We start from the raw sequence: 11,855 nt of genomic DNA, 5'->3' as shown, positions 1-11,855 counted from the left end.
CCTCCAGACTGTGGACAACGCGACGGCGCGCGCTTACTGGTACGTGACCAACGACGGCGTCGGCTGCACCTGCTGCATGGTCTGCGCGGGCGTCAGCATGGGCGTGTCCTCGTCATAGAAGTTCTTCCAGCCCCAGTGCAGCCCCTCCGGCGCGCCCTGGTGCAGTGCCTTCCACGTCGCCTGCTTGTCCGGCTGCGACCCCTGCCCGTCGACGTGCACGAGCATGTCGAGCTCCGGGTGGGTCTGCAGTGCGGAGCGGTCCTGGATCATCGACAGCCGGAACTGGTGCAGCACCAGGGCTTTCGGCGGCAGCCCCTCCTTCTGCACCAGCGCAGCCAGCCACGAGGAGACCTCGTTCACCTCGGACGCCGACACGCTGCCGATCTGCTGCAGGGGCACCTGGTCCTTCGTCAGCCGCCACTCCGGGTCGAGCGCCAGCCACACGCCCGGCTTCTTCAGCAGCGACTCGTACTTCTTGGCCTGCGACAGGAAGTCCGACCGCCCGGGCTGCAGGTCGATGATGACCGGCATGTCCGCCTCGTGCGCGGCATCGACGTAGGGCTCGAGCGTCGACACCGGCAGTTCCGTCGAGTAGTCGCCGTCGGCGCCGGCGTCCCCGGCGGCGACGGTCGCGATGACCTCCATCGCGGGCGTCACGAGCTCGTCGGACTCCGCCCGGTACGGCTTCGCGACCTGCTCGGCACGGTGCACGGTCTCCTTCGGCCCCTGCTCGCCGAGCACGCCCAGCGCCGGCGCTCCGGGAGCCCCGTACAGTGCGACGTACCGGTGCCCGTCGAACGGCCGCTGGCCGCCGTTCCGCAGCTGGAACCCACCCTCGGCAGCCCGGACCGTCCACTCCGGATCCGGCAGGGTGTCGAACGCCGCGCCGACCAGGACGGTCGGGTGCTTCGCCCGCTCGTGCAGCGCCGTCACCACGTCGGGTGCGGCAGCCGGGTCGGTCACGCCCTCCGGCATGGTCACGACGCGGGCGCCGGCGGCCTTCGCGGTCGCCACGGCGGCAGCGTCCGCACTCGCGTCCGCCACCACCACGGTCGCCTGCCGGGAGGCCCGGGTCGGCTCCGGTGCGTCACCGCCGTCCGGCGCCTGCCGCTGTTCGACGTCCGTGTCGACCGACACGTCGCCCTCGGCCTGGTACCAGTCGGCACCGAGCCGGTCGAGCTCGCGGGCGACGGCGGCGCTCGTGTCCTTGGTCGTCAGCAGCACCGGGACGTGGGCGCTCGCCGCTGCCTTCGCCGCACCACGGATCCCGTCGGCGTCGCCGGCCCGGGCGACGACCGCTCCGGGAGCGCTCGCGAACAGGGCCTTGCTGACGCGGACGGACCGGGCGGCGGCGTCCGCAGCGTCGGCCACCGTGACGGTGTCGGCCGAGGCCTTCGCCAGGGTCGGGCGGCTCGTGTCCGGTCCGCTCGACGTGCACCCGGCGGCTCCGAGCAGCAGCCCGGAGACCGCGATCGCGAACAGGAAGCGAGGGGTGGAACGAGAACGCATCGAGCCACCATACGAGCCAGACGGAGAGGTCCCTGGGAATCCGACGGGTGTCGTCTCGTAGAAGGGAGGCATGCCCCACCACCCCGACGACCGCCCGCTCATCGGACCGGTCCGGTCGCCCGAGGTGCACTGCATGACGCTCAACGTGCGTCGCCGCGTGCCGCGACAGCCGACCCATCCGGACGCCTGGGATCGTCGCCGCGACGCCGTGCTCGCGCTCGTCACGTCCGAAGCGCCCACCGTCCTCGCCGTCCAGGAGGCCCTGCCCACGCAGGCAGACGACCTGATGTCCGGCTTCGGGTCGGGTTGGGAGCCCGTCCTGGCCGGGCGGGGAACGCGCGGCGGTGGCGAACAGGTCGGCCTGTTCCTCGACCGTTCCCGCCTCGACGTCGTCGAGCGCCGCACCTGGGCACTCTCCCGCACACCCCACCGCTCCGGCTCGCGGTCGTGGGCCACGTCCTTCCCCCGGCACGCCGTCGGAGCCGTCGTCGACGACCGCGCGACCGGCATCAGGTTCCTGGCGATCGCCACCCACCTCGACGTCGCCTCGCCGTGGGCCCGACTGCGGTCCGCCGAACTGCTCGGCCGGATCGTCCGGCAGCGCGGCCTGCCCGCGGTGGTCATGGCCGACTGGAACAGCCCCGCCGGTTCCGCACCATGGCGCGCCCTGGCGGAGGCGGGTGTCGAGGACAGCTGGGGGCGGGCCTCCAGGCAGGTGGGTGAGCCCTACGGGACGTACCCGCACTACGGGAGTCCGCGTGTCGGTGGCCGGCGGATCGACGGGGTGCTCGTGACATCCGAGGCGGAGGTGGACCGCGTCGCGGTCGACGTGCGGCGGCCGGGCGGCGTGTGGCCGTCCGACCACGCTGCCGTGCACGCGGTCGTGCGGTGGGCGTCGTGATCGCCACGCTCGGACCGACGTTCCTGCGGCCGCGGTTCCTGGTGGCCGACGTGGTACGGGCGCTGACGCTCGTGAGCGTCGTCGTGGCGAGCGTCGGGTGGGGTGGGACGGCGTTCCCGGTCATGGCGCTGGCGCTGCTCGGCGTCGTGGTGCCGCGGATGCTCGGGCTGCGGCCGGCCTTCGACGTGGCGGTGTGCGTGCTCGTGCTCCTCGCCGGGTGGTCGAGCGTGCTCGAGTGGTACACGACCGTCTTCCTGTGGGACAAGTTCATGCACGTCGTGCTGACGGGGCTGCTCGCGGCGGTGCTCTACGTCATCGGTGCCGATCTGCGGGCGGTACCGGCGCCGCACGCCGAGCGCCGGGTGGTCGTCGCGGTGCTCGCGCTGTGCGCGGGACTCGCGGTCGGGGCGGTCTGGGAGATGGGGGAGTGGCTCGGGCACAACTTCGTCGACTCGAAGATCTTCGTCGGGTACGACGACACGATCGGGGACCTGGCGGCGGACGGGTCCGGCGGGTTGCTCGTCGGGCTCGGGTTGCCGTGGTTGGCGGCGCGGCGCGAGGTGGTGCGGCCGGGCTGAGCGTGCGTGCGTGCTCCTGTTCTTTGCCTGTGCGGTGCTCGTTCGGTGCGACTCGCCGTGGCACGGAGGGGGTCTGACGTCCGCTATGCTGGACCGGTCGCTCGCGCTCCGGTCGGACGCGGGCGAGGATCCTCCGGGATCCTGAGTTCTCCGGAACTCGCGGGCTGTGGCGCAGCTTGGTAGCGCACTTGACTGGGGGTCAAGGGGTCGCAGGTTCAAATCCTGTCAGCCCGACCGAAACGTTTCTGACACGACGACAGAAGCCCGCCGAGGATCTCGGTGGGCTTCTGTCGTTCCGGCGGGTGTCGTTGGGTCGTCCGCATAGGGCTCCGTCATTGCGACGATGAGCGGACCACCTATCTGCGACACAAGTCTTCTCGCGGATCGTCCGGTTCGAATCCGAGTCCGAGTTGGACACCGTGGTCCGTGGGAGGACCGGCTTGCGGGACATGCTTCGGATGCCGCTACGGTCGAATCATGGCGAGCATCACCTACCCAACGCCGCTCCAACCAGGCGGGCGGATCGAGGTTCCTGCACCGTCGATGGGGGTTCCCGTGCATCTCCTCGAGCGATTGCAGACTTCGGTCGAAGCGCTCACGACACTCGGGTTCGAGACTCATGTGCGCCCGCACACGTCCACGACTGGTCTCACGCCGGCGCCTGCCGCTGCCCGCGCCGAGGATCTGCACGCTGCGTTCGAGGCAGCCGACGCGGTACTTCCACCGTGGGGCGGGGAGCTTGCTATCGAATTGGTCGAGAAGATCAACTGGGACGCCCTTGTTGAAGCTCGCCCCTGGTTCGTGGGGTGGTCGGACATCTCGACGTTGCTGTTGCCGCTGACAACGCGGACAGGGCTCGCGACACTCCACGGCGCCAACCTCATGGACGAGCCGTACGAGCTGCCTACCGAGTTCGAGCGATGGACCGACGTCGTGGCGCTTCCGCCAGGGAGCACCTTCGAGCAGTACAGCGCACCTCGCCGGCGCAGCCGCCCGTGGGGAGCGTGGGCTGATGAGCCGTTGGATCGCGAACACGCGTACGAATCCCCCACGAGGTGGCGGTCCCTCGACGGTGCGAATGACGTGACGATGCGCGGCCGTCTGATCGGCGGGTGCCTCGAAACCGTGTCGCTGCTCGCCGGAACGCCCTATGGCGACGTACCTGGATTCGCGCGGAAGTACGCCCCGGAGGGCACGATCGTTTACCTCGAAGCAGCCGAGTCCAACGCGATCACCGTCCTTCGGATGCTCACCTCGCTGCGCCTCGCGGGCTGGTTCGACGACGCGAACGGTGTTCTGATCGGCCGCACCGACGGCGCGGCCGTGCCCGAACTGACCCAGGAAGAAGCCGTGCGTCGGGTGCTGGGCGACCTCGACGTGCCGGTACTCCTCGATTTCGACACCGGGCACCAGCCGCCGCAGATGCCACTCGTGAACGGCGCCATGGCAGAAGTCCGACTCAACGGGGCGGACGGCTCGATCATGCAGCACCTGGTCCCGTAGCTCGACCGGTCAGGGATCCCTCAAAGGGACGTTGCGCCCGCCGGGCTCAGCTGAGAGGTTCGAGTCGTGGATGGTGAGGTCACTGCAGGGGCTCTGCGGAAGGCTTTCCGTGAAGCTGACGGCTTGGAGCCGCTGGTCCTTCCTGATGCTGAGGTGATCGGCTCCCTGGGGGGTGACATCGACACGTTGCGTGACGCCCTCACGAGCGCGCCGTGGATCCGTGTTGAGGAGCGCCGTGGAGGTGATGAAGGAGAAAGCTATTCCGTCTGGCCGACCGACGGCGTCCACGTCAATTTCTTCTTCGACTGGGGAGCCCCCATCGAGTTCGACTTCGACCTTCGGGAGCTGATCGATGACGAGGCCGTCAACGGGCTTGTTCGCTTGTTTCGGCTGGTGAGTTCAGCAGTAGGCAAGGACGTCGTCGTTCGAGCCGAGGGACATGGAGACGGTCTGCCAGTCGTGCGCGTCGACGCTGGAACCGGCTGCGTTGTGCTCAGCCCTCTCTCCTGAACGATGAAGGCGCCCCGTAGGTGATCGGCTACCGGATGGGCAGCGTTATGGTGACCGCGTGAGCACCTTGCTGTCCGTGGCGGATCTGATGCGGCTACTCGACCCCATGTTCGACTCCATGCTCACTCCCCGTGAACGGAAAACGCTCACGGTACGGGTCGAGCAGATCGCCGACGGGCACGAGCTCTTCGACTCCGACATCATCGAGAGCGGCTCGACCTGGCTTCGCTGGGCGGTGTTTGGCGAGGACGGGGGCTCCGGATCGTTGCAGCTGGCTCAAGGCACCCGAGAGATGGTGTTGTCTGTCCAAAGTGATCTCCAGGACTTCCTCGCAGAGACCACGTTCGCCTGGGGTGAGCTTCGCGAGCCAAGTGACCTGGCCTAGTCAGTACCTGCCTGCCTGACCGGTAAACGGTCCATCAACGGTCTCCTCGCCCGAGTGAGCCGACATTTCTGCGTGTGCCTGCGAGACTCGCACGATGGACCTCGACGAGCTCGGTCAACGGATCTGCATTCTCGGGCCGTCCAACAGTGGCAAGTCGACCCTTGCGGCTGCTGTCGGCCGAGCCCGCTCGCTGCCGGTCGTGCACCTCGACCAGTACCGACACCTACCCGGAACAGATTGGCTCGAGCGACCGGACCTCGATTTCGAGTCCATGCACAACGAAGCGATGAGCACCGATCAGTGGGTCATCGAGGGCAACTATTCGCGGTGGTTGCCAGCCCGGTTGCGGCGAGCAACCGGTCTGGTGCTGCTGGACGTCTCGACCGCCGTGGGCATCGTCCGCTACTTTCGGCGCACCTTCTTCGAGCCCGACCGTGCTGGACGCTTGGAAGGCACTCGTGACCGAGTCCGCGTCGAGATGCTGCGCTTCATGCTCGGGCCCGCCAGGAGGAACCGGCTCCGTTATCAGCAGGCCTTCGACGAGTTCGAGGGGCCGAAGGTGTTCCTGTCGGACCGCGCTGCCTTGGAGACCTTCTACCGCCGCAACGGACTGGCCCGTCGAAGCCGATGACGCTGTCCGACAACCGATCGGGTACCGGTCGCATGGGAGGATCCGGTCATGCTGAGTGACGATGCGATCGTTGAGGTTCTGCGCCGGGAAACAGCATGGCGCCTTCTCGACCCTCGGAAGAGCAGTCGGCTGGACTACCGACTCACGGACGTCCGCGTGCGAGACGGACACGTCCTCGACGTGCGCGTCACACAGCGCGACGGCGAGTCCGCTCGTCTGCTCGTCGGGATGCCCGCTTCCGGGTCGCCTCAGTACTGGGTCTACGCCCGACCGGAGGATGCTGCCGACTGGGTCGGGCAACTCCTCACCTGGATCGACGAAGAGGTGTTCACTGACGGCTTGGGACAGGGACGCATCCGGGAAGATCACGGCGGCGAGAGCTACGTCGTCGTCGCGAACTACGGATGGCATCAGACCGACACCGAAGAACACGCACGCCTCACTGCTGCCGCCGGACTCTGGGGATGGCACGGCAGCGACTCCGCCTGACTGAGCGTCCTGGGTCGTTCCGGCAGATGATCGGCTGACGGGACACCTCTTCCGTCACCAACGTGCGCATCCGCTTACGGGGGCCCTGTTCTTCCGACCGCCTAGGTGCCCCGTTGTGGGGGCGCGAGCTGTAGAGGCGTTCATGGATGTTCAACGTCCTCTTACGCTTTGCTTGCATCGATCCGTCGAGGAGAGACCTAGCGGAGCAAGGGGATACCGGTGCGCTTGAGCCAGACGTCCACGCCGATTCGCGTCGTGGTTGTTGTCATCTCAGTCGTCGCAGGGTTGCTTGCGACGCTGCTTGTCGCTTCGCCGGATACCGCTGTCGCGGATACTGGTAGCGGCGCTCAATTCGTTTCGGCAGCTGGACGAATATTGGACACTCGGGACGGCACCGGTGGGTACAAGACGGCGATGCCTGCCAACACTTGGCGCACCGTACAGGTGACAGGCATGGCAGGTATCCCGGACTCAACCGCCGTCACAGCGGTGGCGCTGAACTTGATCGAGGTGAGTCCGGACGGTCTGGGACAGATCGTTGCCAGGCCGAATGCGGACACCGCGTCGACGCTCGTTGGGACGTTCGACGGCGGTGACTTGGGGTCGACTTCGAACCAGGCGGACGTGGCCGTGAACAGTGATGGCACGATCCAGGTGCGGGTGAACGCATCGACGCAGCTTGTGATCGACGTCGAGGGCTACTACTCCAACGCTTCGTCCGCCACCGGGGGCTTCGTCCCGATCGCGGGGAAGCGATACGTGGGGGAGCAGGTCATCGCATCGGGAGGTAACTTCACGAGCCAGATCACCGGGGTGAACGGCATCCCCTCGAACGCGACCGCGGTCGTTGCAGACTTCATCGTGAAGAACCAGGGCACCACGCCGGGGCGTATCTCCCCTGGTCCCGCTGCAGCGGAGCCGCCGGTGACGTCGCTCAACTATCCCGGTGTAGCTAACGTGGCAACCGCTACCAGTGCGCACGTGTCGTTGAGTTCCGACGGAAAGCTTGAAGTCTGGAACCGAGCCGGATCTGCTATCAAACTCAACATCGACGTCGAGGGCTACTTCGTGCAGGGGTCATCTACCACTGGCGCCTTCACCGCCGGCTCCGGCCGCGCGTACGACACCCGTGTCAAGCCGCACAGGTCGGTCGCTGCGGGGAAGACGCTGACCGTTCCGCTCGGAGGCACGCACGGCATCCCGAATACCTACCAAGGTCTTTCGTCCGTCGTCGTCGACCTGACTGCAGTGCACGCCTCGAACGACACCGCTGGTTTCGCCCGAGCGTGGGCGGACGGGACCGCAGAGCCGAACATCTCTGACGTCGAGTACGCACCCAACTCGATCCGATCGAACACCAACACCGTGCCCGTCGGTCTCGACGGGGCGATCCAGATCCACAACCTCAGCAACACCACCGTCGACTTCGTCATCGACATCGAAGGCTGGTACGCCGGAGCGTCTTCGACGCTGTGCAACCATGACGACATCACGCTGTCGAACATCGCCACGACCGGGGCCGCGGACGGAGTTCCCACCCTGTCCGCCGCCGTGACGAACGGTCTCGGGCAGAGCGTTACCACCGCCCTCTACCTGGTTGATGCGAGTGGGAAAGCGGTCGGTGCAACTCCCGCTGCGACTGGCACCGTCGATTCGGGAACCGCGGCGATCTTCCACCCATCCGGTTTGACTGTCGGGGCGAAGTACACGTGGTGGATGCACGCCAGCACCGACGACTCGTGCGCCGCACAGGCAACATCTGCGAAGCAGACCTTCACGATGGGACAGGACACCACAGTCGCACCGCCGACGACGACCGTGCAGATCACCGGTTCTGACCTCGGCGTCCAAGCAGGCCCAGTCGGTGGTGCATTCGCGAGCGGCCCGCTGACCGCCGGCACGGACGGGTCCACGCAGTGGGTGTCCACGATGAAGGTCAACTTCTCGGCGCTGCCCGTCGGTTCACGGATCGTGAAGGCAGTGCTGCACGGCGGATCCGCTACCTGCCTGACGAACTCGAACTGCTCGACACAGGCCGCAGCGCTCACCCCGTCGAACTCAGACGTTGCAGCGTTGAGCACCCCGGACGATGCCGCAGCGATCCCAGTTACCAGCGACGCCGTAGCTCTCAGCGGGAATGTTGGTGACACCGACCTCACCGCTTTGGTCCAGTCCTGGTACGGGGCGGGTTCGGTCTCGAACAACGGCGCGATTCTCTCCGCCGCGTCCGGCTCGACCGGATTCCGTCTCGACCCGGCGGAATCCCTTGAAATCACCTACGCAACACCAACTGTCCCCACGGCTCCGACGCTGGTGCGGACCACTGCCGGTGACGGCGGTCTCCTCGTCAGCTGGGCTCTTCCAACCGACACTGGTTACCTCGACCAAAGCGGCACGACGAGCGGGGTAACGGGCTACTCCATCACCGCGACTCCGTCCGCCGGAGGCGCGAGCATCACCACGACCGCCACCAGTACTTCAGCCGTCATCTCCGGACTGACGAACGCTACTGCGTATCAAGTTGCGGTGACCGCGAAGAACCCGATTGGAGCCAGCCCTGCAGCATCGGTTGTGGGAACGCCGGTCGCAGTACCGAACGGAACTGCGGCGTACACCTCGGAGGTGCAGAAGCTCGCGACTGCGCAAACCCAGCTCGAGTCCGGCGCCAGCCAGAGCACCGGCGACGCCTCACAGGGCGACGCAACCGTGCGCGATGCCCTCGGTGTCAACGGCGGCCAGCTCATCACCGAGAGCGACGGGGCCGAGCTGAACGATCAGGCGAACACACCGAACGCCACCACCCTGTCGGACACGCTGGTGTCCTACAACGCTGCCGCCGGCACTGTCACGGTCTTCACCACCGTGACGGACAAGGGCACCACGGTCGACACCAGCGACCCGAGCGACGCTTTCACGATCCAGACCGGATCCGTCAACGAACTAGCCTTCACGTTGACCAACAGCGGTGACCCAACGGTCGTCAGCACGGGGAACACCAGCGCTTTGGCGCAACCCGTGCCCCCGACTGCGGCCGACAGCCTGACAGCTGCTGACGACGCGACCGCGTCCCTCGGTGCGGCACCGCTGGAGCTGAACACACAAACCGGTGCTTTCACGTCATCCAGCGTGACCACCAGCACGGCTACGACAAGCGCGGCCGTCAGCCGGGCTGCCTCGAAGTACGTCAGCGTGAACTACGACGGCATCACGATGTGGGCCTCGAACAACGCCTACAGCTCGCAGGACAACGGCTACAACGACGACTGCACGGACTTCGCGTCCCGCGCCATGTACTACGGCGGTGGCATGCACATGATCAAGCCGTCTGGATCGCTGCCGCACATCGACTCGAACGACAAGCATTGGTACCACCAGCGCACCTGGCGGCCGCTGTACTCCAAGTCGTGGGGTGTTGCGAAGAACAACTTCGCGTTCCTTCGCAATCAGGGCACCGCCGTGAGCCACTCGTTGGCGGGCATGGGCACGGGCGACATTGTCTACGTCAACTGGAACGGAGACCGCAGCGGCAACCACGTCGACCACACGGGGGTCATCGTTCGAGTGACCAGCAAGAACGCGTACATCGCGCAGCACACCAGCAACACCATCGACTCTCTCAACAACGAAAAGGGGTGGCACTCGTGGCACGGCTCCAATCCGCACCTGTACCTCTGGGTAACCCGACCGGTGGAAGCCAAGTGAAGCGTGCACTCGCGGCAGCCATCGCCGCAGTAGCGCTCCTCGGAGCGCTGTCGGCCTGCAGCTCACCCGAGCTCCCGCCGAAATCCACGGATCCCGTGGCTCTGACGAAGATCTACTTGGCCGCTGCGAAAGCGAAGAAGTGTGATGTCACGAAGGCACTCACGAGCAGCAGAACGTGGGCGTGGTGCACGAACCCGACGCTGCAGTCCTACACAGTTGCTAGCAAGGCCGAGGTCGTTCCGTTCAATCCTGGGCACAGGAAGGAGACCTGCGTCGCGACGACCGTCACGAGCAAGGCCTCCGGCGAGCAGGAGCCGATGAACGGCAAGCGGGAGTGGAGCTTTTGCTACACCAAGACCGGCGATGGGTGGCGCCTCACCGACCAAGGGCAGGGCTGATTCTCGAAGCGCGGGCGAGGGACGTGCGCCCGATGTGTCGACGGGTTGGCTACTTCTCTCACTCCGCTCGCGAGTCGTGGCGAGGCGAGGCCGACGTGTCACTCGAGCTGATCGAACATCTTGTCGCCGTTCCGGCGGCGCTCGGCGGTCTCGACAGCCGATCCCTTACCGCGCGCGTTCTACGATCGGAGCATGCCGGTGATCGCGTTCTACGGGGACTCCATCGTCACGGGTTGGCGAGGGATCAGCACGAGGAACAAACGGTGGACGACGATCGTGTCGGACCGTCTCGGCTGGTGCGAGTTGAACTTCGCAATGAACGGCGTTGGCTTCGTGCGACGCCGGGGAGCGGACCGCACCGACGACGGTGAGGCGCTCGGCCTCCTTTCCGATGTCCTCGCCTCTGGTGCAGACGGATGCGTGGTCGCGCTCGGTGGCAACGACTCGGTGATCGTTCTCGGCCGAGAGGACGAGGTGCGCGCAGCCGTCGCACGGGACCTGGAAGCGCTCGTGCAGCACTTCCCGGACGGTGCCCTCGCGGTGCTGGACCTGTACTCACCGTACGGGGCCGAATACCCGCCTGGATGGCGAGCCGTGCGGCAGATCCTGCAGGAACAGACGCTTCGGGTGGGCCTGCAACTGATCCCGGGACTCGCAACAGCGATCAAGCACGATGCTGCACTCCTCTGTCCCGACGGTGTGCACCCCAACGACGCCGGGCACGCGGCGCTTGCCGACAGCATCGAGCCGCACCTCAGCACCGCGCTGTCCCAGTAGAGATTCGCGCCCGCTGGTCCGCGGCCTCGAACGCCCCGGCTGATGCTGACAGGATGAGTTCGTGCAGATCGAGGAAGTGGACGAGCGGCACTACGGCACCGAAGGCGAGCGTGACACATTCGTCGTGCACTTCTTCCACGCGCTGAGCGGCGAGATGGTCGCGCCCGACTGGGACGCCACGAGTTGCTCGGTCAGTGTGATCCGCGTCACCGACGCGACGTACCGTGCGGCGTTTGCAGAGGCCCGGCGGATCGCCGCAGACGAGGTGTTGCCGACACTGTTCTCGGTGTCCCTCGAGACCGCGGAGCCGAGTGGTCCTGGGATCCTGCGACTGTTCGGCACCGACCTCAACATGGAGGGGCTCGAGCTCGAGCCCGATTCACACGCGGCGAAGCGGGAGATGTTCGCCGAGTTCTTCAGCCGCGACCGCACTGCGCGCGCGTGATCGGGGATCTGGAGCGCAACCACTGAC

At 66.7% G+C, this 11,855-nt stretch carries 12 protein-coding genes and 1 tRNA gene; 12 read left to right on the top strand and 1 reads right to left on the bottom strand.

The features are described from left to right. Nucleotides 1-33: 33 nt before the first annotated feature. Nucleotides 34-1,509: a hypothetical protein gene (locus BIU89_RS04915; RefSeq protein ID WP_071244986.1), complete on the bottom strand. Its 1,476-nt coding sequence runs from the start codon at nucleotides 1,507-1,509 to the stop codon at nucleotides 34-36. Nucleotides 1,510-1,579: 70 nt separating this feature from the next. Between BIU89_RS04915 and BIU89_RS04910 the strand changes: the two genes are divergently transcribed. The 12 genes from BIU89_RS04910 (at nucleotide 1,580) to BIU89_RS04855 (ending at nucleotide 11,828) form a co-directional block, all read left to right on the top strand. After that, complete coding sequence (locus BIU89_RS04910) at nucleotides 1,580-2,410, top strand: endonuclease/exonuclease/phosphatase family protein (RefSeq protein ID WP_071244985.1); 831 nt, start codon at nucleotides 1,580-1,582, stop codon at nucleotides 2,408-2,410. After that, a complete protein-coding gene (locus tag BIU89_RS04905; protein WP_071245046.1) occupies nucleotides 2,407-2,988 on the top strand; it encodes a hypothetical protein in 582 nt (193 codons plus the stop codon). The genes BIU89_RS04910 and BIU89_RS04905 overlap by 4 nt, the downstream gene beginning before the upstream one ends. A 160-nt stretch (nucleotides 2,989-3,148) precedes the next feature. Continuing rightward, nucleotides 3,149-3,222, top strand: a tRNA-Pro gene (locus BIU89_RS04900). A 243-nt stretch (nucleotides 3,223-3,465) separates the two neighbouring features. After that, nucleotides 3,466-4,491, top strand: coding sequence for a S66 family peptidase (locus BIU89_RS04895; protein ID WP_071244984.1), 1,026 nt, complete (start codon nucleotides 3,466-3,468; stop codon nucleotides 4,489-4,491). Between the two features lie 66 nt (nucleotides 4,492-4,557). Beyond that, on the top strand, nucleotides 4,558-5,001 hold the full coding sequence (locus BIU89_RS04890) for a hypothetical protein (protein ID WP_071244983.1): 444 nt from the start codon (nucleotides 4,558-4,560) through the stop codon (nucleotides 4,999-5,001). A gap of 58 nt (nucleotides 5,002-5,059) precedes the next feature. Beyond that, the gene (locus BIU89_RS04885; RefSeq protein WP_071244982.1) at nucleotides 5,060-5,386 is read left to right on the top strand and encodes a hypothetical protein; all 327 of its coding nucleotides are present in this window, start codon (nucleotides 5,060-5,062) and stop codon (nucleotides 5,384-5,386) included. A 94-nt stretch (nucleotides 5,387-5,480) separates the two neighbouring features. Beyond that, nucleotides 5,481-6,017: an AAA family ATPase gene (locus BIU89_RS04880; protein WP_071244981.1), complete on the top strand. Its 537-nt coding sequence runs from the start codon at nucleotides 5,481-5,483 to the stop codon at nucleotides 6,015-6,017. A 48-nt stretch (nucleotides 6,018-6,065) separates the two neighbouring features. Beyond that, entirely contained in the window at nucleotides 6,066-6,506 is a 441-nt protein-coding gene (locus tag BIU89_RS04875; protein ID WP_139178798.1) for a hypothetical protein, read from the top strand. Nucleotides 6,507-6,725: 219 nt separating this feature from the next. Continuing rightward, nucleotides 6,726-10,208, top strand: coding sequence for an amidase domain-containing protein (locus tag BIU89_RS04870; protein ID WP_139178796.1), 3,483 nt, complete (start codon nucleotides 6,726-6,728; stop codon nucleotides 10,206-10,208). 116 nt (nucleotides 10,209-10,324) lie between these two features. Then, nucleotides 10,325-10,606: a hypothetical protein gene (locus tag BIU89_RS04865; protein WP_217642815.1), complete on the top strand. Its 282-nt coding sequence runs from the start codon at nucleotides 10,325-10,327 to the stop codon at nucleotides 10,604-10,606. A 192-nt stretch (nucleotides 10,607-10,798) separates the two neighbouring features. Then, nucleotides 10,799-11,383 (top strand): SGNH/GDSL hydrolase family protein, encoded by a 585-nt coding sequence (locus tag BIU89_RS04860; RefSeq protein WP_071244977.1) that lies wholly within the window; start codon nucleotides 10,799-10,801, stop codon nucleotides 11,381-11,383. A gap of 61 nt (nucleotides 11,384-11,444) precedes the next feature. Continuing rightward, entirely contained in the window at nucleotides 11,445-11,828 is a 384-nt protein-coding gene (locus BIU89_RS04855) for a hypothetical protein (RefSeq protein ID WP_071244976.1), read from the top strand. Nucleotides 11,829-11,855: the final 27 nt, after the last annotated feature.

It is taken from the genome of Curtobacterium sp. MCBA15_005 (genome assembly GCF_001864855.1).
Classification (GTDB): domain Bacteria; phylum Actinomycetota; class Actinomycetes; order Actinomycetales; family Microbacteriaceae; genus Curtobacterium; species Curtobacterium flaccumfaciens.
The sequence above is the reverse complement of the archived record's forward strand: the minus strand, read 5'-3'. Positions and strand labels throughout refer to the sequence as shown.

Excerpts from the sequence above, each read along its gene's own strand:
- BIU89_RS04915 (WP_071244986.1), bottom strand. The coding sequence starts at position 1,509 with ATGCGTTCTCGTTCCACCCCTCGCTTCCTGTTCGCGATCGCGGTCTCC.
- BIU89_RS04910 (WP_071244985.1), top strand. The coding sequence starts at position 1,580 with ATGCCCCACCACCCCGACGACCGCCCGCTCATCGGACCGGTCCGGTCG.
- BIU89_RS04895 (WP_071244984.1), top strand. The coding sequence starts at position 3,466 with ATGGCGAGCATCACCTACCCAACGCCGCTCCAACCAGGCGGGCGGATC.
- BIU89_RS04880 (WP_071244981.1), top strand. The coding sequence starts at position 5,481 with ATGGACCTCGACGAGCTCGGTCAACGGATCTGCATTCTCGGGCCGTCC.
- BIU89_RS04875 (WP_139178798.1), top strand. The coding sequence starts at position 6,066 with ATGCTGAGTGACGATGCGATCGTTGAGGTTCTGCGCCGGGAAACAGCA.
- BIU89_RS04860 (WP_071244977.1), top strand. The coding sequence starts at position 10,799 with ATGCCGGTGATCGCGTTCTACGGGGACTCCATCGTCACGGGTTGGCGA.